This window comes from Streptomyces sp. NPDC056222 (assembly GCF_042264065.1).
Lineage (GTDB): Bacteria > Actinomycetota > Actinomycetes > Streptomycetales > Streptomycetaceae > Streptomyces.
The window spans coordinates 1-20,080 of record NZ_JBHJTL010000075.1 but is presented as its reverse complement, the minus strand read 5'-3'; the positions used below and the strand labels follow the sequence as shown (position 1 = coordinate 20,080).

At 73.2% G+C, this 20,080-nt stretch carries 17 protein-coding genes; 9 read left to right on the top strand and 8 right to left on the bottom strand.

The features are described from left to right. Positions 1-620: 620 nt before the first annotated feature. From ACFC0D_RS28375 to ACFC0D_RS28360, 4 genes are read right to left on the bottom strand one after another with little or no spacing between them, the layout of a single operon-like run. Complete coding sequence (locus tag ACFC0D_RS28375) at positions 621-1,592, bottom strand: SPFH domain-containing protein (RefSeq protein WP_376441699.1); 972 nt, start codon at positions 1,590-1,592, stop codon at positions 621-623. A gap of 47 nt (positions 1,593-1,639) precedes the next feature. After that, entirely contained in the window at positions 1,640-2,539 is a 900-nt protein-coding gene (locus ACFC0D_RS28370) for an aminoglycoside phosphotransferase family protein (RefSeq protein WP_376441696.1), read from the bottom strand. A 56-nt stretch (positions 2,540-2,595) separates the two neighbouring features. After that, entirely contained in the window at positions 2,596-3,012 is a 417-nt protein-coding gene (locus ACFC0D_RS28365) for a ferritin-like domain-containing protein (RefSeq protein ID WP_376441693.1), read from the bottom strand. Next, the gene (locus tag ACFC0D_RS28360; protein WP_376441690.1) at positions 3,009-3,620 is read right to left on the bottom strand and encodes a hypothetical protein; all 612 of its coding nucleotides are present in this window, start codon (positions 3,618-3,620) and stop codon (positions 3,009-3,011) included. The genes ACFC0D_RS28365 and ACFC0D_RS28360 overlap by 4 nt, the downstream gene beginning before the upstream one ends. A 152-nt stretch (positions 3,621-3,772) precedes the next feature. On the opposite strand from ACFC0D_RS28360, the gene rimP reads away from it, so the two are divergent. The 9 genes from rimP to ACFC0D_RS28315 all read left to right on the top strand — a co-directional run bounded on the left by rimP (position 3,773) and on the right by ACFC0D_RS28315 (position 16,056). Beyond that, a complete protein-coding gene (rimP, locus tag ACFC0D_RS28355) occupies positions 3,773-4,270 on the top strand; it encodes a ribosome maturation factor RimP (RefSeq protein WP_376441687.1) in 498 nt (165 codons plus the stop codon). Between the two features lie 2 nt (positions 4,271-4,272). Further along, complete coding sequence (nusA, locus tag ACFC0D_RS28350; RefSeq protein WP_376441684.1) at positions 4,273-5,280, top strand: transcription termination factor NusA; 1,008 nt, start codon at positions 4,273-4,275, stop codon at positions 5,278-5,280. A gap of 131 nt (positions 5,281-5,411) precedes the next feature. Then, entirely contained in the window at positions 5,412-5,690 is a 279-nt protein-coding gene (locus ACFC0D_RS28345; RefSeq protein WP_376441681.1) for a YlxR family protein, read from the top strand. Between the two features lie 147 nt (positions 5,691-5,837). Continuing rightward, on the top strand, positions 5,838-8,936 hold the full coding sequence (gene infB, locus ACFC0D_RS28340) for a translation initiation factor IF-2 (protein WP_376441678.1): 3,099 nt from the start codon (positions 5,838-5,840) through the stop codon (positions 8,934-8,936). 193 nt (positions 8,937-9,129) lie between these two features. Then, positions 9,130-9,423, top strand: a complete 294-nt coding sequence (locus ACFC0D_RS28335) for a DUF503 domain-containing protein (RefSeq protein WP_019889861.1) — start codon at positions 9,130-9,132, stop codon at positions 9,421-9,423. Positions 9,424-9,452: 29 nt separating this feature from the next. Then, on the top strand, positions 9,453-9,902 hold the full coding sequence (gene rbfA, locus ACFC0D_RS28330; protein WP_361434416.1) for a 30S ribosome-binding factor RbfA: 450 nt from the start codon (positions 9,453-9,455) through the stop codon (positions 9,900-9,902). Next, the gene (gene truB, locus ACFC0D_RS28325) at positions 9,902-10,798 is read left to right on the top strand and encodes a tRNA pseudouridine(55) synthase TruB (protein ID WP_376441674.1); all 897 of its coding nucleotides are present in this window, start codon (positions 9,902-9,904) and stop codon (positions 10,796-10,798) included. Before rbfA ends, truB begins: the two co-directional genes overlap by 1 nt. A 214-nt stretch (positions 10,799-11,012) precedes the next feature. Continuing rightward, positions 11,013-15,068, top strand: a complete 4,056-nt coding sequence (locus ACFC0D_RS28320; RefSeq protein ID WP_376441672.1) for a trypsin-like peptidase domain-containing protein — start codon at positions 11,013-11,015, stop codon at positions 15,066-15,068. A 31-nt stretch (positions 15,069-15,099) separates the two neighbouring features. Further along, a complete protein-coding gene (locus ACFC0D_RS28315) occupies positions 15,100-16,056 on the top strand; it encodes a bifunctional riboflavin kinase/FAD synthetase (RefSeq protein WP_329115235.1) in 957 nt (318 codons plus the stop codon). Positions 16,057-16,135: 79 nt separating this feature from the next. Here the strand turns inward: ACFC0D_RS28315 and ACFC0D_RS28310 are convergent, their stop codons facing one another. From ACFC0D_RS28310 to ACFC0D_RS28295, 4 genes are read right to left on the bottom strand one after another with little or no spacing between them, the layout of a single operon-like run. Continuing rightward, entirely contained in the window at positions 16,136-17,215 is a 1,080-nt protein-coding gene (locus ACFC0D_RS28310) for an ABC transporter ATP-binding protein (protein ID WP_376441668.1), read from the bottom strand. Continuing rightward, complete coding sequence (locus ACFC0D_RS28305) at positions 17,212-18,177, bottom strand: ABC transporter ATP-binding protein (RefSeq protein ID WP_376441666.1); 966 nt, start codon at positions 18,175-18,177, stop codon at positions 17,212-17,214. The genes ACFC0D_RS28310 and ACFC0D_RS28305 overlap by 4 nt, the downstream gene beginning before the upstream one ends. Beyond that, positions 18,174-19,058 carry an ABC transporter permease gene (locus ACFC0D_RS28300; protein ID WP_376441663.1) on the bottom strand — a complete coding sequence of 295 codons (885 nt, stop codon included), beginning with the start codon at positions 19,056-19,058 and terminating at the stop codon, positions 18,174-18,176. Before ACFC0D_RS28300 ends, ACFC0D_RS28305 begins: the two co-directional genes overlap by 4 nt. Beyond that, on the bottom strand, positions 19,055-20,077 hold the full coding sequence (locus ACFC0D_RS28295) for an ABC transporter permease (protein ID WP_376441739.1): 1,023 nt from the start codon (positions 20,075-20,077) through the stop codon (positions 19,055-19,057). Before ACFC0D_RS28295 ends, ACFC0D_RS28300 begins: the two co-directional genes overlap by 4 nt. Between the last annotated feature and the right edge of the window lie 3 nt (positions 20,078-20,080).

The following is a 20,080-nucleotide window of genomic DNA, read 5'->3' as shown; positions in this document are numbered from 1 at the left end:
CCAAGCCGCCCCCTGCCTCCCCGAGGCAGGGGGCGGCGCCTCTTCACCCCCTGCGGGCCCGCGCTCCGCCGGCCCGGACCCACCCACGCATCACCCTCCCCACCTCCGTTGCGGACAACGATTCCGCCGGGCCGGCGCCCACCCTCACGACCTCGCCCACCCACCCCCCGTTGTGGGCAACTGTTCCGCTGGGGCTGGGGGTCCCCCCGGACGGAGTCTGGGGGAGGGTGGGCACAACGGAACGGTGCCCTTGCCGGGCCCAGGCTCCCGGTCCGTACGGTGCGCAAGGGTGCGGCGCCGTTGTCGGGTTGTGCCCACCCGTTCCGCCCTGCGGAACGCCTGCCCACAACCCGTGTGAGCGGGGTTGTGAGGGGTGGGTACCGCCCGGAACGCCTGCCCACAACCCGCGTGAGCGGGGTTGTGAGGGGTGGGCACCGCCCGGGAACACCTGTCCACAACCCGCGTGAGCGGGGTTGAGGGGTGGGCACCGCCCCCGTGGAGCGCCTGCTCACGACCGGGTGGCGAGGGCTGAGGGTGGGCACCGCCCTGGAGAGCGCCTGCCCGCAACGAGGGTGCCTACGGGCTCAGGGCCGGGCGCCCGACGTCGACCCCCGCGTGCCCTACGCCGCCTCGTCCCGTGGGATCGGGTCCGCCGGGGGCCCCGCGACGGTCTCGTCCGGTAGGGGTGGGAGGTCCGCCAGGTCCGACAGGTCCGGGAGGTCCCTCGTGGGGCGGGGCTCCGCAGGGAGGCCCGGCAAGGGGTCCTGGAAGGTCTCCGGTGCCGCCACCGGCACATGCGGCGCGGCCGACTCCCCGCCCGCCACGCCCTGCGTCGGCGCCGCCCGCTCCAGGAACCGCAGCAGCTCCACCGGGAACGGCAGCACCAGCGTCGAGTTCTTCTCCGCCGCCACCGCCACCACCGTCTGCAACAGCCGCAGCTGCAGCGCCGCCGGCTGCTCCGACATCACCGCCGCCGCCTCCGCCAGCTTCTTCGACGCCTGCAGCTCCGCGTCCGCGTTGATCACCCGCGCCCGCCGCTCCCGGTCCGCCTCCGCCTGCCGCGCCATCGAGCGCTTCATCGTCTCCGGCAGCGAGACGTCCTTGATCTCGACCCGGTCGATCGCGACGCCCCAGCCCATCGCCGGACTGTCCAGCATCAGCTCGAGCCCCTGGTTGAGCTTCTCCCGGTTCGACAGCAGGTCGTCCAGATCGCTCTTGCCGATGATCGACCGCAGCGACGTCTGCGCCATCTGCGAGACCGCGAACTTGTAGTCCTCCACCCGCACCAGCGCGTCCGCCGCGTCGACCACCTTGAAGTACACGACCGCGTCCACCCGCACCGTCACGTTGTCCCGGGTGATGCCCTCCTGCGCCGGCACGGGCAGCGTCACGATCTGCAGGTTCACCTTGTGCAGCCGGTCGATGACCGGCACGATCATCGTGAACCCCGGCTGGCGGACATCGTTCAGCAGCCGACCGAAGCGGAACACCACGCCCCGTTCGTACTGCTTCACCACGCGCGCGGCCGCACCCGCGTACACCACGACCGCCACTCCGGTCGCCGCCGCCGCTGTCAACAGCTCCTCGAGCATCACGGCCCCCTGAGGTCCGAGCAGAGCGTTACAGGAAGGGTATTCCCCTACAGCCAGCCCGCGAACTCCAGCAACAGCTCCGCGTCCTGATGTCGCCCCGCCGCCAGCGCCCGGGTACCGGACTCGACCGCCCGGAAGAGCGTCCAGCCCCGCAGCCGCTCCCGGTCCACCTCCAGCGAGTCCGCCAGCTTGTTGACCCGCCGACGGGCCGCCGACGCCCCCGCCGAGGCCGCCACCAGGTCCTCGACCCGGTCCCGTACGAGCCGCGCCAGATCGTAGGCGCGCTCGCCCACCAGCGGCTCGGGGCCCACGGCCAGCCAGGGCGCGCGTTCGCCCGCCAGGACCTTGCCCTGCCGGAAGCAGCCGTGCAGCAGCAGCGTCTCGGGGGAGTCGGCGACCAGCTCCTCGCGTGCCGCCAGCGCGGCGGCCGTCAGCGCACCGGCCTCGGCGTCGGCACGGTAGGGCTCCATCGCCGTCGCCTGCCAGGCCGTGCGCTCGGCCACCGACTCGAAACCGTGCTCCGCGGGCGGCTCGACCCACAGCTTCCGGACCGTGCCCGCCGCCTCGAGCAGCGCCTTCGCCTCCGGGAGGGACCGCAGCGACACCTCGGTGTGCAGCCGTTCGAGGACCAGCGAGCCGTCCTCGGGCGCCTCCAGGAGCCGTACCGCGCCCCAGCCGTTCCAGTGCGCCAGCGCGTCCCGCTCCAGGTCGGGCCGGGCGAGCTCGGGGGCGATCTTCAGAGCCGCCGGGGAGCCGTCCTGCTGCCGTACGAGGACGACCAGGCTGCTGCGTCCGCCGGGCGCCACCACCCGCTCGCTCTCCAGGGAGGCGTGCTCCAGCGCGGTCCGCGCCAGCTCGGGCAGTTTCCCGAGCCACTCGGCCGCGACGGCGTTCCCGTACGTCTCGCCGAGCACCCGTACCAGTCGCTGCGGCGGTTCGAAACCCATGCGTACGTTGTTCCTTCTGCAGTACCGGAGCCTGGTCAGGGCCGTCAGAGCCGGACTCACACGCGCTCGGCGAGCCCAGGAAAGGTTACGTCGGTGCCACGCCAGCGAACGGCCCGTACCGCTGCCTCGCGCAACGCGGCGGCCGCGTCCCGCCGCAGCGGTCCCTCGGCGGCCCGTACGAGATCGGAGTACACCCCCGCCACCCGGTCCTCCAGGACCGCCGCGAGCCGTACGGCCGCGGCCGTGTCCGGCACCGGGAACGGCAGCTCGTAGCCCGCCGCCGCCGCGGCCGGCTCCCCGCCCAGGTCCCGTACGGTCCTGCGCAGCCCGTCCCGCCGGGCCCGGTGCGCCTCGTACGCCGAGGTGGCCTCCGCGCGCCGTTCGGTACCGATCCGGCCGCCGACGACCCCGTATCCGTACACCGCCGCGTGTTCGGCGGCGAGCGCGGCCTGCGCCGCGTCCAGGGCGCTCATCCCCGGCCTCCTTCGGTCAGCAGATAGGCGTGCGCCGCGCCGGCCGCCGCCACCGAGGCGAGCAGCCGGGCGTACTCGGGCGGTGCGTCGAGCAGCGTCGCCGTGTGTGCGTCGGCGGTCCTGCGGACGGCGGCCGCCAGGTCCTTGAGGGCGACCGCCGGGTCGGCCGCAACGGCCGCGGCCGCGGGGCCCGACGCGGTGGGACCGGGAGCGGACGCGGCGGCACCGGGGGTGTCCGCCGAAGGGCCGGCCTTGGCCTCCGTGCCTTCGGAATCGTGCGCCTCCCCGCTCGCGGTGGACCCGCCGGTCGGCAGCGGTGTCACGCCCTCGGCCAGGGCGGCTGCGTGCGCGGCCACCGCGCGTCGCAGCGGGGTCAGCCGCTCCGTCAGCGAGGGGTGCGCGGCCAGCACCGCGTCGTAACGTTCCAGCAGGGTCAGGCTCGTCGTCACCGATCCGCGGCGCAGAGCCGCCTCCGCGAGCGCCGCCCGTTCGGCCGCGGTCTGCTTCCTCGGCCGCTCACCACCACCCGATTCGGACGTGCAGCCGACCAGCGTCACCGCCCCCGCCGCCAGGAGCGCCCGCCTGCCCACGGTCCCCGTGCGCCCCACATCCACTCCCTCGGCCTCGGTCGAAGATCACCGCAGGCGAGCGTACCCGCGGCCCCCGGCCCCGTGGACGGCAACACCCCCCGCGACCGGATACCCTTTGGTCTGACACGCGACGAACCCACAACAGCACACGCGGCCGAGGAGTCACCCGGATGAGCACCACCCAGAGCGACAGGCTGCGAGCACTCCTTGAGCCGCTCATCGCCTCGCAGGGACTCGATCTCGAAGAGCTCGAGGTGGCCTCCGTGGGACGCAAGCGGGTGCTGCGCGTCGTCGTCGACTCCGACGAGGGAGCCGACCTGGACCAGGTCGCCGATGTGAGCCGCGCGCTCTCGGCGAAGCTGGACGAGACGGACGCGATGGGCGAGGGGGAGTACACCCTTGAGGTCGGCACCCCGGGCGCGGAGCGCCCGCTCACCGAGCCCCGTCACTACGTGCGCGCCACCGGCCGCCTTGCCAAGCTGCAGCTGAACGACGGTGGAGAGCTCGTCGCGCGGATCCTCACCGTGGACGACGACGGCATCGACCTCGAAGTGCCGGGCGTGAAGGGGCGCAAGCCCACCGCCCGCCGGGTCGAGTTCGCCGACATCGCCAAGGCGCGTGTCGAGATCGAGTTCAACCGCAAGGACAAGAAGGAAGAGGAGGCGTAGCCGTGGACATCGACGTGAAGCTCCTGAAGGGCTTGGCACAAGAGAAGGAGATCTCCTTCGACCTGTTGGTCGAGGCGATCGAGTCGGCCCTCCTCATCGCATACCACCGCACCCCGTCCGCCCGCCGCCACGCGCGCGTGGAGCTGAACCGGCAGACCGGTCATGTGACGGTGTGGGCCAAGGAGGACCCCTCCGAACTGGAGGAGGGCCAGGAGCCCAAGGACTTCGACGACACCCCGTCGGACTTCGGCCGGATCGCGGCGAGCACTGCCCGTCAGGTCATCCAGCAGCGGCTGCGCGACGCCGAGAACGACGTCACCTTCGGCGAGTACGCCCGCCGCGAGGGCGACATCGTCGCCGGCATGGTGCAGCAGGGCAAGGACCCGAAGAACGTCCTCGTCAAGCTCGACGACAAGCTGGAAGCCATCCTTCCGGTGCAGGAGCAGGTGCCGGGCGAGGAGTACACGCACGGCCTGCGGCTGCGCACGTACGTGGTCCGCGTCGCCAAGGGTGTCCGCGGTCCGTCCGTCACCCTTTCGCGCACCCACCCCAATCTGGTGAAGAAGCTCTTCGCGCTGGAGGTCCCCGAGATCGCCGACGGTTCCGTCGAGATCGCGGCGATCGCCCGTGAGGCCGGTCACCGCACCAAGATCGCCGTACGGTCCACCCGTTCGGGCCTGAACGCCAAGGGCGCCTGCATCGGCCCCATGGGCAGCCGTGTCCGCAACGTCATGGCGGAGCTGCTCGGCGAGAAGATCGACATCGTCGACTGGTCCGACGACCCGGCCGAGATGGTGGCCAGCGCGCTCTCCCCGGCCCGGGTCTCGAAAGTCGAGATCGTCGACCTGGCCGCCCGTTCCGCCCGGGTGACCGTGCCCGATTACCAGCTGTCGCTGGCCATCGGCAAGGAAGGGCAGAACGCCCGCCTCGCCGCCCGCCTCACCGGCTGGCGCATCGACATCCGTCCGGACACGGAGCACCCCTCCGACGAGCAGCGCGACCGCGACTGAGTCGCGCCGCAGGGCTGCCGCAGGGAACAGCTCCCGCTCTCGTCACGTTGTGTGAGGGCGAGATCACGACAAACGACCGTTCGATTCTTGCCCCAAACGGGTGAGGTCGCTACGGGGAGGTAGACTTAGCCGTGTCTGGCCGGACGCAAGACCGAGCGTGCCCTGAGCGAACCTGTGTGGGATGCCGGGAGCGGGCGGCCAAGAGCGATTTGCTGCGCATCGTGGAGGTCGAGGGCGCATGTGTCCCCGATCATCGCGGTACGCTGCCCGGCCGGGGTGCGTATCTGCATCCCGCCTCGGTCTGCCTCGACCTGGCGGTCCGCCGCCGGGCGTTCCCGAGGGCCTTCAGGGTCCAGGGTCCGCTCGAAACGGCGGATATTCGCTATCACGTAGAGCGGCAGGCTTTGTAAGAAGAAGTACGGCACGGAAGACCGTGCGGTCAGGTACCTCGCGAGTTGGAAGTAGGTCGAGATTGCGATGAGCACTCGATGAGTACGCGATGAGTACGCCCATGAAGTAGCGACGGTCCGGCGGTAACCGGACCTAAAAGGAGCGAAGTGGCTAAGGTCCGGGTATACGAACTCGCCAAGGAGTTCGGTGTGGAGAGCAAGGTCGTCATGGCCAAGCTCCAAGAACTCGGTGAATTCGTCCGTTCGGCGTCCTCGACTATCGAGGCGCCGGTCGTGCGCAAGTTGACTGATGCGTTGCAGGGTCCCGGCGGTGGCGCCGGCAAGACCGCTGCGAAGCCTGGCGCGCCTCGCAAGGCCGCCCCCTCGAAGCCCGCGGCGCCGTCTCCGGCCGCCGCGGCACGTCCCGCTGCCCCCAAGCCCGGCGCCCCGGCCCCCAAGCCGGCCCCCGCCGCGCCTGCGGCGCCGGCTCCGGTCACTCCGGCCGCGCCCGCGAGCAGCACCCCCTCTCCGGCTCCGGCCGCCTCGGGCCCCCGCCCGGGTCCGAAGCCCGCGCCCAAGCCGGTCACGCCGGCTCCGGCCGCCCCCGAGTTCACCGCGCCCCCGTCGGCTCCCGCCGCCGGTCAGCGTCCCGGTGGCGCGGCCCCGGGACCCCGTCCCACCGGCGAGCGCCCCGCCCGTCCGGGTCAGGGCGCGCCGCGTCCGCAGGGCCAGGGTGCCCCGCGTCCGCAGGGCCAGGGCGCTCCGCGTCCGGGCGGTGCCCGTCCGGCCGGTCCGCGTCCGGGCAACAACCCCTTCACCTCGGGTGGCTCCACCGGAATGGCGCGCCCGCAGGCGCCCCGTCCGGGTGGCGGTGCCCCCCGTCCCGGCGGCGGTGCCGCTCCGGGTGCCCCGCGTCCGCAGGGCGGCCCCGGTGGCGCCCCGCGTCCCCAGGGCCAGGGCGGCGCTCGTCCGACCCCCGGTGGCATGCCTCGTCCGCAGGCTCCCCGTCCGGGCGGCGCGCCCGGCGGTAACCGTCCGAACCCGGGCATGATGCCGCAGCGTCCCGCTGCCGGCCCGCGTCCCGGTGGTGGCCCCGGCGGCCGTGGCCCCGGTGGCCCCGGTGGTCGTCCGGGTGGCGGCGGCGGTCGTCCCGGTGGCGGCGGCGGCTTCGCCGGTCGTCCGGCCGGTCCCGGCGGTGGCGGCGGCGGCTTCGCCGGTCGTCCCGGTGGTCCCGGTGGCGGCGGCGGTCGTCCGGGTGGTCCCGGCGGCGGTGGCGGCGGCTTCGGCGGTCGTCCCGGCGGCTTCGGTGGCCGTCCCGGTGGCCCCGGTGGCCGTGGTGGCACGCAGGGCGCCTTCGGTCGTCCCGGCGGTCCCGCGCGTCGCGGTCGCAAGTCGAAGCGTCAGAGGCGCCAGGAGTACGAGGCCATGCAGGCCCCGTCGGTCGGCGGCGTGATGCTGCCTCGCGGCAACGGCGAAGCCATTCGCCTGTCGCGCGGTGCGTCCCTCACCGACTTCGCCGAGAAGATCGGCGCCAACCCGGCGTCGCTCGTCGCGGTGATGATGAACCTCGGCGAGATGGTCACGGCCACGCAGTCCGTCTCCGACGACACGCTGACGATGCTCGGCGAGGAGATGAACTACACCGTTCAGATCGTCTCGCCGGAGGAGGAGGACCGCGAGCTCCTCGAGTCCTTCGACATCGAGTTCGGCGAGGACGAGGGCGGCGAAGAGGCTCTGGTCTCCCGTCCGCCGGTCGTCACCGTCATGGGTCACGTCGACCACGGTAAGACCCGACTTCTCGACGCGATCCGCAAGACGAACGTCGTCGCGGGCGAGGCCGGTGGCATCACCCAGCACATCGGTGCCTACCAGGTGGGTACCGAGGTCAACGGCGAAGAGCGTCGCATCACCTTCATCGACACCCCGGGTCACGAGGCGTTCACCGCCATGCGTGCCCGTGGTGCGAAGTCGACCGACATCGCGATCCTCGTGGTCGCGGCCAACGACGGCGTCATGCCGCAGACGATCGAGGCGCTCAACCACGCCAAGGCCGCCGGCGTCCCGATCGTCGTCGCGGTCAACAAGATCGACGTCGAGGGTGCGGACCCGACCAAGGTCCGCGGTCAGCTGACCGAGTTCGGTCTGGTGGCCGAGGAGTACGGCGGCGACACGATGTTCGTCGACATCTCCGCCAAGCAGGGTCTGCACATCGACTCCCTGCTCGAGGCCGTCGTCCTCACCGCCGACGCCTCGCTCGACCTGCGGGCCAACCCGAACCAGGACGCGCAGGGTATTGCGATCGAGTCGCACCTCGACCGTGGTCGCGGTGCCGTCTCGACCGTCCTGGTCCAGCGCGGAACGCTGCGCATCGGCGACACCGTGGTGGTCGGCGACGCGTACGGCCGTGTCCGGGCGATGCTCGACGACAAGGGCAACAACGTCGAGGAGGCGACCCCGTCGACTCCCGTCCTGGTCCTGGGTCTCACCAACGTCCCGGGTGCCGGCGACAACCTCCTGGTTGTCGACGAGGACCGTACGGCCCGTCAGATCGCCGAGAAGCGCGCGGCGCGTGAGCGCAACGCCGCCTTCGCCAAGCGCGTCCGCCGGGTGTCCCTCGAGGACCTCGACAAGGTGCTCAAGGCCGGTCTCGTCCAGGAACTCAACCTCATCATCAAGGGCGACGCGTCCGGTGCGGTCGAGGCCCTGGAGGCCTCGCTGCTCCAGCTCGACGTCGGCGAAGAGGTCGACATCCGTGTCCTGCACCGCGGTGTGGGTGCGGTCACCGAGTCGGACATCGACCTGGCCATGGGCTCCGACGCCATCGTCATCGGCTACAACGTCCGCGCTGCGGGCCGCGCGGCGCAGATGGCGGAGCGCGAGGGCGTCGACGTCCGGTACTACTCGGTCATCTACCAGGCGATCGAGGAGATCGAGGCGGCGCTCAAGGGCCTCCTCAAGCCGGAGTACGAAGAGGTCGAGCTCGGTACGGCGGAGATCCGCGAGGTCTTCCGCTCGTCCAAGCTGGGCAACATCGCCGGTGTCCTCATCCGCTCCGGCGAGGTCAAGCGCAACACCAAGGCGCGCCTCGTCCGCGACGGCAAGGTCATCGCCGAGGACCTCACGATCCACGGTCTGCGCCGCTTCAAGGACGACGTCACCGAGATCCGCGAAGGCTTCGAGGGCGGTATCAACCTCGGAAACTTCAACGACATCAAGATCGACGACGTCATCGCGACGTACGAGATGCGCGAGAAGCCGCGCGCCTGAGCGCAATTGGTAACAGCCCGCGCGTAGCGCGGTCCACCAGGGGTGGTGGCCGGGCGGCGGGTGGGACGGGGCCGGTCGGCGGGAGTTATTTCCGTCGATCGGCCCCGGCCGTTGCGTGTACGGTTCTGGTGTTCCTGCCAAGCGACGGCGTGGCGGGCCACCGAACCCGAACCGGCGGGACATCCGGCACTACATGTACGTGGGGACTCTGTCCTTCGATCTGCTCCTCGGCGACGTTCATTCGTTGAAGGAGAAACGCTCCGTCGTCCGGCCCATCGTCGCCGAGCTCCAGCGCAAGTTCTCCGTGAGCGCGGCCGAGGTGGGCGACCAGGACCTCCATCGCAGGGCCCGGCTGGGCGTCGCGCTGGTGTCCGGGGACCCGGGGTTCGTGTCGGACGTACTGGACCGCTGCGAGCGGCTGGTGGCGGCCAGGCCCGAGGTGGAGCTGCTGTCGGTGCGACGCAGGCTCCACACTGATGAAGACTGAATGAGCAAGGCGAAGAAGGAGAAGGACCAGTGGCCGACAACGCGCGGGCGAAGAAGCTGGCGGACCTCATCAGGGAGGTGGTCGCCGAGAAGCTGCAGCGCGGCATCAAGGACCCGCGCCTGGGTACGCACGTGACCATCACGGACACCCGCGTCACCGGTGACCTGCGGGAGGCCACGGTCTTCTACACGGTCTACGGCGACGACGAGGAGCGGGCCAGCGCGGCCGCCGGACTGGAGAGCGCCAAGGGCATCCTGCGCTCCGCCGTCGGTGCCGCCGCCGGGACGAAGTTCACGCCGACGCTGACCTTCGTCGCGGACGCCCTTCCGGAGACCGCCAAGACGATCGAGGACCTCCTCGACAAGGCGCGGGCCTCGGACGCCAAGGTGCGCGAGGCGTCCTCGGGCGCGAAGTACGCCGGCGAGGCCGACCCGTACCGCAAGCCCGAGGACGAGGACGAAGAGGGCACCACCGCCTGATGAGCACCGCAAAGACGCCCGACGGCCTTGTCATCGTCGACAAGCCGTCGGGCTTCACTTCGCACGACGTCGTGGCCAAGATGCGCGGGATCGCCAAGACCCGCCGCGTGGGCCACGCGGGCACGCTCGACCCCATGGCGACGGGCGTCCTCGTCCTCGGCGTGGAGCGGGCGACCAAGCTGCTCGGTCACCTCGCGCTGACCGAGAAGGAGTACCTCGGCACCATCCGTCTCGGCCAGACCACGATCACCGACGACGCCGAGGGCGAGATCACGGCCTCCGTGGACGCGTCCAAGGTGACCCGTGAGGGGATCGACGCGGGAGTGGCGGAGCTGACCGGCGCCATCATGCAGGTGCCGTCGAAGGTCTCCGCCATCAAGATCGACGGCAAGCGGTCGTACGCGCGGGTGCGCGGCGGCGAGGAGTTCGAGATCCCGGCCCGGCCGGTCACGGTCTCGTCCTTCCAGGTGTACGACGTCCGGGAGGCCACCGCCGAGGACGGCACGCCCGTCGTCGACCTCGTCGTCTCCGTGGTCTGCTCCTCCGGTACGTACATCAGGGCGCTCGCCCGTGACCTGGGCGCCGGGCTCGGCGTGGGCGGTCATCTGACCGCGCTGCGGCGAACTCGGGTCGGCCCCTACAAGCTGGACTCGGCCAGGACCCTGGACCAGCTCCAGGAGGAGCTGACGGTCATGCCGGTCGCCGAGGCGGCCGGGGCGGCGTTCCCCCGCTGGGATGTCGACGAGAAGCGGGCCCGGCTGCTGCTGAACGGCGTCCGTCTGGAGATGCCGTCCTATCCGGCGGGCCCCGTGGCGGTCTTCGCCCCGGACGGTCGGCTGCTGGCTCTCGTGGAGGAGCAGAAGGGCAAGGCCAAGAGCCTGGCCGTCTTCGGCTGAGCGGCCTTCGCACAGGGGCCGACGGCCCTGATCATGGTGGAGCGGGGACGCGCGCGGGGCCGCTCCACGATCCCCCTCCGGGGACTGTCTATCCACTCCGAACCCCTCATTCACCCCTTCGAGCAGGCGCTCGGAGTGAAACGGGGGAGCGCTGGGGGGCGCGTTCGTCCGGTGCACTTCTCGGAGTGATCACTGCCGACCTACCGTCGACACCATGGGACGCGGGGACCTGGCGACGTTGGTACGGATCTGCGATCTGGCGGGCCGACCGCGCGGAACGGGCTTCGTCGCCGACGACCGGGGGACCGTCGTCACCAGCCACGAGGCCGTCGACGGGCTCGTACGGATCGTGCTGCACGCCGCCGACGAGCGGATGTGCCTCGCCGAGGCCGATGCCATCACGACCCTCCCCGAGGCCGGTCTCGCGCTCGTACGGACCGAGGGGCTCGGGGTCCGCCCACTGCCCGTCTCGTCCCGGACCCGGATCGAGGCCGGGACGTACGTGCGGATCGCCGCGCACGGCTGGCGCGAGGCGCGGGTCCTGGGCAGTGCGTCCGTCACATACACCGCCACCGATCGCTTCCATGTCCTCGACCACGCCCTCGAACTGGCCATCGGCACCGAGGGCGCGGAGGCGCTCCGCCTCGGTGGGTGGGCCGCCGGCGGCCCGGTCGTGGACCCCGGGACCGGGGCCGTGGTCGCGGTCCTCGGTACCGCGCTGCATGGCGACCGCCGCGACGCGGCCGGGTACGCGGTGTCCCTCGCGGCCGTGGAGCCGCTGGCCGCGCTGCTGCGACGGAACGCGGCGACGGTCCCCTGCTACGGCCAGGACCTGAACCTGGCGGGCGTCCTGGAACTCACCGCCACCTCCCTCGGCTCGGCCGGCGGCCCCAGGGGATGGGGTGAGCCCGTCGAACGGGCCGTGTGCGTCCGGGAGTTCGCCGCCTTCGCCCAGGGCGGCGCGGTGGTCCTCGCGCTCGTCGGCGCGCCCGGCACCGGCCGCACCACGGCGCTCGCGGCCCACTGCGCCGACCGCGCCCGGGGCGCCGAGCCCGCGCCCACCGTCTGGCTGCGCGGCGCGGACCTGCGCGCGGAGGACACCTCGGTCGCCGACGCCGTCGCCCGCGTCCTGCGCCAGGCCGGCCGGATCGTCGCGACGACCGGCGCGCGCGGTGATGCCACCACCGCGACCCCGGAACGGGCCGCCGCCCTCGCCCGTGCGGCGGGCCGCCCGCTACTCGTGATCCTCGACGGCCCGGAGGAGATGCCCCCTACCCTCGCCCACCGCCTCCCCGCCTGGACGAAGGGCACGGAATCCTGGCTCCACGCCCACGGCACCCGCCTGATGCTCGGCTGCCGCCCGGAACACTGGGACCAGGCGAGCGGCCTGTACGCGCCGGAGTCCTTGCACGGAGGTGGTCCGGCGCGCGGGGGTGAGGGGTCGGGTCCGCGGGGCGATGCCGGACACGGACGGCCCGACCTCGGCCGTTCGGGGGGCTGGGGGCCGACCGGCCCGGCCGGGCTCGAAGGCTCGGGCCCGTCCGGCGCGGAGCCCGGCATCGGTGGGCGTACGCCGGTGCACGTACTCGGGTCCCCGGCCTGTGCCGCCGGTGGGGTGCCGATCGGGGACCTGGCCGAGGGCGAGGCGGCCCTGGCCCTGGGGCGATACGGGCTCAGTGGGACCGATCCGGGGATCGACGACGCGCGGCATCCGCTCGCGCTGCGGCTGCTCGCCGAGGTGCGCGAGGCGCTGCCCGGCGATGTGCCCGGACGCCCCGGGCGGGAGGAGATCTTCGGCTCCTATCTGGATCTGATGTGTCTGCGCGTCGCGGTACGGATCGCCGCCGGGTCCCGCCCACTCCCACGGGGTACCGCCGTACGACGGCTCGCGGCACGGGTGGCGGGGCGGGTTCACGAGGCCGCGCGTCGGTGCCTCGGGCCGGGGCAGGGGGAACTGGACCGGGAGTCCTTCGAGGAGATCTTCCCGTGGCGGACCGGCTGGGCGTCCGCCGTCCTCACGGAGGGACTCGTCGTTCCCGCCGGATCCGGCTACCGCTTCGGTCACGAGGAGCTCGCCGACTGGATCCAGGGCGCTCACCTGGACGTCGACGGCGCCCTGCACGCACTTGTCCACCGCTGGCACGAGAGCGCGCCGGTCGGGCTCCCGTCCCGCTCCGGGGCGCCGCGCGCCATGCCGGCAGGACACGTACCCCCGCCGCCCGGCGCGCACGGCACCGGCGAGGAGCCCGCGCGCTCGCTCCCCGTGCCCCGCCACCGGATCGGCCCGGTCGTCCAGGCCCTGCTCCTCCTGGACCGCGAACAGGGTCCTGCCGCGCTCGGGCCGCGCCTGACGGCCCTGGCCGACGCCCTCGACCGCCTGTCCGCCGCGGGCCGGGAGTCCACCGACGCCGCCTGGTGGGGCGCCCAACTCCTGTCCCAGACCCTGCTGCGCCTCCCGGACCCCAAGCCCTACCTCCCGGTCCTCCGCCATCTCGCCGACCGCATCGGCACCGGCCCGCCACCCCCGCCGCAGGCCCCCGCTCCCAGGCTGCTCCTGCCCGCCCAGCGGACCCTCGCGCCGTCCGGGCCTTCGGGCCCGCCCGGGCCGCGCCCGCACCAGCCGCCCGACCCGCCGGGCGGGCCGCAGGCACACGAGCCGACCGGGTCACCCGGCAGACGGCGGGCGCGTCGCCCAGTCGGCCTGCCCGGGCCGCATCAGGTGGTCGGCCCGCCTGGGCCCGCCGGCCTGCCCGGGCCGCGTCAGCCGGCCGACCCACCCGGGCCGCGTCAGCCCGCCGGCCTGCCCGGACCTACCGAGCTGCCCGGGTCCGCCGACCTGCCCGGGTCCGCCGACCTGCCCGGGCCCGCCGACCCGCCCGGGCCCGCCCCCGCCCCCCTCGCCGGTGCCTTCGCTCCCTTCGGGCCCGTCTTCTGGGAAGCGTTGCGCATCGGGGAAGGGGAGCGGATGGACCTCCTGCGGCGGGTCGTCCCCGCCGATGCCGCGCCCGGGGGCGATGGGGTGCCACGGTTTCTCGATGCCGTGGCCGCTCGGCTCGTCGCCGAGCCCCGGGGTGTGCAGCCGTTGCTCTGTCGTTGGTTCGGCGACACGCGCGCGTTGGCCGCCGCGCCGGACGCCACCGTCGCCACCGCCGCGCAGGCGTTGCTGCACACCCATCGGCACCTCGCCGTCGACGACCTCTGCGAGGCCCTCGTCGCCACCGCCCATCCGCTCGCCGACGGGCTGCTGACCGCCCTCGTCGAGGACGAGCCGTCCGCCGTGTGCCGGGCCGTCGACCGGTGGGCCCACGACGACGGGCGCCCCGCCCGTCGGGCCGCCGCCGCCGCGTACGGGTGCCTCGTCGCCGAGCGCGTCACGACCGGACCCGACCGTGAACTCCTCCGCTACACGGCCCTCGCCCTGCTCGCCCGCCCCGGCGACGCCGCCCTGCACGGCCCCGCCCTCGGCCTCCTCGTCCGCGACCCGCACACCCGCTCCCGCCATCTGCCCCGCGCCCTCACCGACGCCGGCGTCCCGGCGTGCGCGCTCGCCGCCGCGCTCCCCACCCACCCCGAACCGGTCCTCGCCGCCTTCCAGACCCGCCTGGACGGCCCGGGGGAGGCCGCGGGCGAGGTGCTCCGCGCCCTCGCCGAGGTCACCACTCCCGCCCTCGCCCGCCGCGCCGCCGCCCTCGTGCGTGAATACGTCGACCGCCACCCCGACGGCGCCCGCCACGCCGCCGCCTTCGTCGACCGGCGCCTCGAACACGGACCGGCCGCCCGCGCGATCCTCTTCCCGCTCGTCACCGGCCTCCTCAAGAACCGCCCCGTCCAGGTCCGCAGCGCCCTCGCCCCCGTGTTCGCCGCCCCCGGCACCGGCGCCTCCCGCCTCCTGCGTACCGAACTCCTCGACCTCCTGCTCGACCACGAGCGGTACGAGGCCCGGGACCTGGCCGTCCTCGACGCCCTGCTGCGCGCCGCCGCCCTCGGCTGCGAGCGGCGCACCGAGGTCCGTACCCGCGACCTCGTCCACCGCGCCGCCCTCCTCCTCGTCCGCACCCCCGAGGGCGCCACCTGTCTCGACAGACGCCTCGGCGAGCTCGCCCGCGAAGTCCCCGCCTTCGCGGCCCAGCTGGCCCGCTGGCTCACCGCCGCCCCCGCGGAATGGGCCTCCGTCGTCGGCCCCGGCACCCGCCGTACGGTCCTGAGCCTCGGCAGTTCCATGCCGATGCGGGACGACGGCCGTGGGCATGGCAGTCTTAGACCTGCGTAATCGGCGAACAGGCGGACGAGGAGCGGTCACAGTGCAGCGCTGGCGTGGCTTGGAGGACATCCCCCAGGACTGGGGGCGCAGCGTCGTCACCATCGGCTCCTACGACGGTGTGCACCGCGGGCACCAGCTGATCATCGGGCGGGCGGTGGACCGCGCCCGCGAGCTCGGCGTCCCCTCGGTCGTCGTCACCTTCGACCCGCACCCCTCCGAGGTCGTACGGCCCGGAAGCCACCCGCCCCTGCTCGCCCCGCACCACCGGCGCGCGGAGCTGATGGCCAAGCTGGGCGTGGACGCGGTGCTCGTCCTGCCCTTCACGGCCGAGTTCTCGCAGCTCTCCCCGGCGGACTTCATCGTGAAGGTCCTCGTCGACAAGCTGCACGCGAAGGCCGTCATCGAGGGTCCGAACTTCCGGTTCGGCCACCGGGCCGCCGGCAACGTCGACTTCCTGGCCGAGCTCGGCGCCACCTACGACTACGAGGTCGAGGTCGTCGACCTCTACGTGAGCGGTACGGCGGGTGGCGGCGAGCCGTTCTCCTCCACGCTCACCCGCCGCCTGGTCGCCGAGGGCGACATGGAGGGCGCCGGCGAGATCCTCGGCCGCCCGCACCGAGTCGAGGGCATCGTCGTCCGCGGCGCCCAGCGCGGCCGCGAGCTCGGCTTCCCGACCGCCAACGTCGAGACCCTGCCGCACACCGCCATCCCGGCCGACGGCGTGTACGCCGGCTGGCTGACGGCCGCGGGGGAGCGGATGCCGGCCGCGATCTCGGTCGGCACCAACCCCCAGTTCGACGGCACCGAGCGGACCGTCGAGGCGTACGCGATCGACCGGGAAGGGCTCGACCTGTACGGCCTGCACGTGGCCGTGGACTTCCTGGCGTACGTCCGCGGGATGCTGAAGTTCGACACCCTGGACGACCTGTTGGAAGCGATGGCCGGCGACGTGAAGCGCTGCCGTGAACTGACCGAGGCGTACGACCGGAAGAGCTGATCGGGGCCGCGCCGGAGGTCCGGGGCGAGGCCCGCCCCGCAGCTCCGGCTCTGCGCGGCGCAGACGCCTCCGGCGGGCGTCAGCGCCCGCTCGTGACCTCCGCCCCGTCACGCACCCAGTGGCACGCCACGTCCCGCGCCCCGCTGCCGCCCAGCACCGGCAGCTCCTCGCCCCGGCAGCGGTCCGCGACGGCGGACGCCTCCCCCGAGGCCAGAACCTGGCAGCGGGCGTGGAAGCGGCACCCGGACGGGATGCGGGCCGGGTCCGGGGGCTCGCCGGTCAGGACCACCGGCTCGCCCTCCGACTCCGGCAGGACCGACAACAGGGCCCGGGTGTACGGGTGCTGAGGTGAGGTCAGGACCGACTCCACCGTGCCGGTCTCCACGATCCGTCCCAGGTACATCACCGCCACCCGGTCCGCGATGTTCCACGCGAGACCCAGGTCGTGCGTGACGACCAGCGCCGACAGGCCCAGTTCGTCCCGCAGACGGAGCAGCAGCGCCAGGATCTCGCCCCGTACCGAGGCGTCCAGCGAGGCCACCGGCTCGTCCGCGACGATCAGCTCGGGCTGGAGGACCAGCGCGCCCGCGATGACGACCCGCTGACGCTGCCCGCCGGACAGCTCGTGCGGGTAGCGCAGGAAGAAGCGCTCCGGCGGGCGCAGCCCGGCCCGTGACAGGGCCTCCCCGACGGCGGCCCGCTCGTCCCCCGGGTAGCCGTGGATCCGCAGCCCCTCGGCCACGGCGTCGTACACCGTGTGGCGCGGATTCAGCGAGCCGCTGGGGTCCTGGAGGACCAACTGCGCCCGCTTCCGGTACGCCTTGAGGGCGCGGGAGGTGTACGACAGCGGCTGCCCGGCGAAGGTGACGGTCCCGGACGTCGGGGGCACCAGGCCGAGCAGCGAACGGGCCAGCGTGGTCTTGCCGCACCCCGACTCGCCGACCAGCGCCACGATCTCGCCCGCGCCGATGTCCAGGTCCACCCCGTCCACCGCGCGGGCGGCCGGCGCACCCCGCCGCCCGGGGAAGGTGACCTTCAGTCCGGTCGCCGACAACAGGGGAGTCGACGGCGCGGGCGCGGATGGTGCGGCGCTCGACGCCCCGGCCCGGACCGGCGAGCCCGCCTCGGACGCGCCGCCGTCAGGTGTCAACGGATTCACGAGCCACTCCCCACGTGTACGCAGGCCGCCCGGCGCCCCGCGCCCGCCTCCCGCAGTTCCTGGTCCTGCTCACCGCACACCTCCACCGCCATCGGGCAGCGCGGGTGGAACGCGCAGCCGACCGGCAGATCCGCCGGGTCCGGCGGATCGCCCGGGAGCCCGCGCGGAGCCCGCCGGGACGCCGGGTCGCCGATCCTCGGGAAGGCCGAGGACAGCGCCCGTCCGTACGGGTGCTCGGCCGCGTCGTACACGGCCCGGGCCGGGCCCTCCTCCACCACCCGGCCGGCGTACATCACCGCGAGCCGGTCGCAGGTGTCGGCGAGCACGGCGAGATCGTGGCTGATCATCAGCAGGCTGATCCCGTCGTCGGCCACCAGGCGCTCGATCAGCCGCAGGATCTGCGCCTGGATCATCACGTCCAGCGCCGTCGTCGGCTCGTCGGCCACGATCAACCGGGGATCGCAGGCGAGCGCCATCGCGATCATCACCCGCTGGCGTTGCCCGCCGGACAGTTCGTGCGGATAGCCCGCCGCCCGCGCGGGCGGCAGCCCCACGTGTTCCAGGAGCTCCCCGACCCGCCTGCGTGCTGCCGCCGGGGTGGAGCGCCCGTGGGTGAGCAGCGGCTCGGCGATCTGGTCGCCGATCCGGTGCACCGCGTTGAGCGAGTGCATCGCGCCCTGGAAGACGATCGACGCCCCCGCCCAGCGCACGGCCCGCAGCCGTCCCCATTTCATGGCGAGGACGTCCTCGCCGTCGAGCAGGATCTCCCCGGTCAGCCGGGCCGACGGCGGCAGCAGGCGCAGCAGGGCGAGCGCCATCGTCGACTTCCCGCAGCCCGACTCGCCCGCGACCCCGAGCTTCTGCCCGGCGGCCAGGGTCAGATCGACCCCCCGCAGGGCGGGGACGGCGGCCGCCCCCGACCCGTACGTCACGCTCAGGTTCCGTACCTCCAGCAGGCTCATCGACCCACTCCCAGCTTCGGGTTCAGCACGGACTCGACCGCCCGCCCGCACAGCGTGAACGCGAGCGCGACCAGTGCGATCGCGATCCCGGGCGGGGCGAGGTACCACCAGTGACCCGAGGAGACCGCGCCCGCCTCCCGCGCGTCCTGGAGCATTCCGCCCCAGGACACCACCGTCGGGTCGCCGAGGCCGAGGAAGGCGAGCGTCGCCTCGGTGAGGATCGCGGTGGAGATGCCGAGCGTGGTCTGCGCGAGCACCAGCGGCATCACATTGGGCAGCACGTGCCGGCTCATGATGTGCCCGTGTCCGCCGCCCAGCGCGGTGGCCCGTTCGATGTACGGCCGGGACTCCACCGCGATCGTCTGGGCCCGCACCAGCCGGGCGGTGGTCGGCCAGGTGGTGACGCCGATCGCCAGGATCACCGTCCACATCGACCGGGACAGCACGGTCGCCAGCACGATCGCGAGGACCAGCGTCGGCATCACCAGGAACCAGTCGGTGATCCGCATGACGACGGTCGAGAACCAGCCTCCGTAGTGGCCGGCGATGATGCCCACGAGTGTGCCGATGGCGACCGACAGCGCCGCCGCGAGCAGGCCGACGAGCAGTGAGATCCTCGCTCCCCAGAGCAGCAGACCGAGCAGCGAGCGGCCGAACTGGTCGGTCCCCAGCGGGAATTCGGCGCTGGGGGGCTCCAGGGCCGTACCCGGCGCATTGGTGACCGACTGGACGTCGGCGCCGACGATCAGCGGGGCGGCGAGCGCGAGCAGCGCGATGACGGCGAGCCCGGCCAGACCGTAGAGACCGGCGCGGTGGGTACGGTACTGCTTCCAGAAGCGGGACACCGTACCGCGTCGGCGTTCCCATGTGAGAGAAGTCATCGGCCCACCCGGGGGTCGAGCAGCGGATAGAGCAGATCGGCGATCAGGTTCATCACGATCATCGCGCCGGCGAAGACCACGAACAGGCCCTGGACGAGCGGCAGATCGGGCACGCTGAGCGCCTGGTAGAACAGCCCGCCGAGCCCCGGCCAGGAGAACACGGTCTCCACCAGGATCGAGCCCGCCGCCACATGGCCGAGGTTGATGAAGACCATCGTCACGGTCGGCAGCAGCGCGTTCGGAACCGCGTGGCGGCGTCGTACGACGTCGTCCCGGAGCCCCTTGGCCCGCGCGGTGGTCAGATAGTCGCTGCCCATCTCGTCGAGCAGCGAGGAGCGCATCACCAGGAGGGTCTGCGCGTAGCCGACGGCCACCAGGGTGAGGACCGGCAGCACCATGTGGTGCGCGACGTCGAGAACGTACGCGAAGCCGGTCTCGCCCGCGCCCGACTCCATGCCGCCCGTCGGGAAGAGCCCCGGGATCGGGCCGATGCCCACCGAGAACACGATGATCAGAAGCAGTCCGAGCCAGAACGACGGCACGGACCACAGGGTCAGCGCGACGCCCGTGTTGAGCTTGTCGCCCAGCCCGCCGTGGTGCCAGGCGGAGCGGGTGCCGAGCCACAGCCCGAGCGCCGAGTAGATCATCACGGCCACGCCGGTGAGCAGCAGGGTGGCCGGCAGTTTCGTGGCGATGAGATCGCCGACCGGGGCGTGGAACTGGTACGAGGTGCCGAGGTCGCCGCTCAGCGCCTTGGCGCAGTAGTCGGTGAACTGCTGCCAGAGCGGCAGATCGAGCCCGAACTGCCGACGCAGGGTCGCCAGCTGTTCGGCCGATGTCGGCACACCGTGCGTCATCGCCTTGACCGGGTCACCCGGGATGATCCGGAAGAGGAAGAAGCTGGTGACGAGCACGGCGAGCAGCGAGACGGCCGCGCCGCCCAGCTTGCCGGCCACGTAGCGGAGGTACTGGAGGGTCGTACCGGTGCGGGAGGCGCCGTCCGTGGTGGGGGGCCGCAGAGG

Bases quoted from the DNA above. Each gene is read 5' to 3' on its own strand.
- ACFC0D_RS28375 (WP_376441699.1), bottom strand. From the start codon at position 1,592: ATGCTCGAGGAGCTGTTGACAGCGGCGGCGGCGACCGGAGTGGCGGTC.
- ACFC0D_RS28370 (WP_376441696.1), bottom strand. From the start codon at position 2,539: ATGGGTTTCGAACCGCCGCAGCGACTGGTACGGGTGCTCGGCGAGACG.
- ACFC0D_RS28365 (WP_376441693.1), bottom strand. From the start codon at position 3,012: ATGAGCGCCCTGGACGCGGCGCAGGCCGCGCTCGCCGCCGAACACGCG.
- rimP (WP_376441687.1), top strand. From the start codon at position 3,773: ATGAGCACCACCCAGAGCGACAGGCTGCGAGCACTCCTTGAGCCGCTC.
- ACFC0D_RS28335 (WP_019889861.1), top strand. From the start codon at position 9,130: ATGTACGTGGGGACTCTGTCCTTCGATCTGCTCCTCGGCGACGTTCAT.
- truB (WP_376441674.1), top strand. From the start codon at position 9,902: ATGAGCACCGCAAAGACGCCCGACGGCCTTGTCATCGTCGACAAGCCG.
- ACFC0D_RS28320 (WP_376441672.1), top strand. From the start codon at position 11,013: ATGGGACGCGGGGACCTGGCGACGTTGGTACGGATCTGCGATCTGGCG.
- ACFC0D_RS28305 (WP_376441666.1), bottom strand. From the start codon at position 18,177: ATGAGCCTGCTGGAGGTACGGAACCTGAGCGTGACGTACGGGTCGGGG.
- ACFC0D_RS28300 (WP_376441663.1), bottom strand. From the start codon at position 19,058: ATGACTTCTCTCACATGGGAACGCCGACGCGGTACGGTGTCCCGCTTC.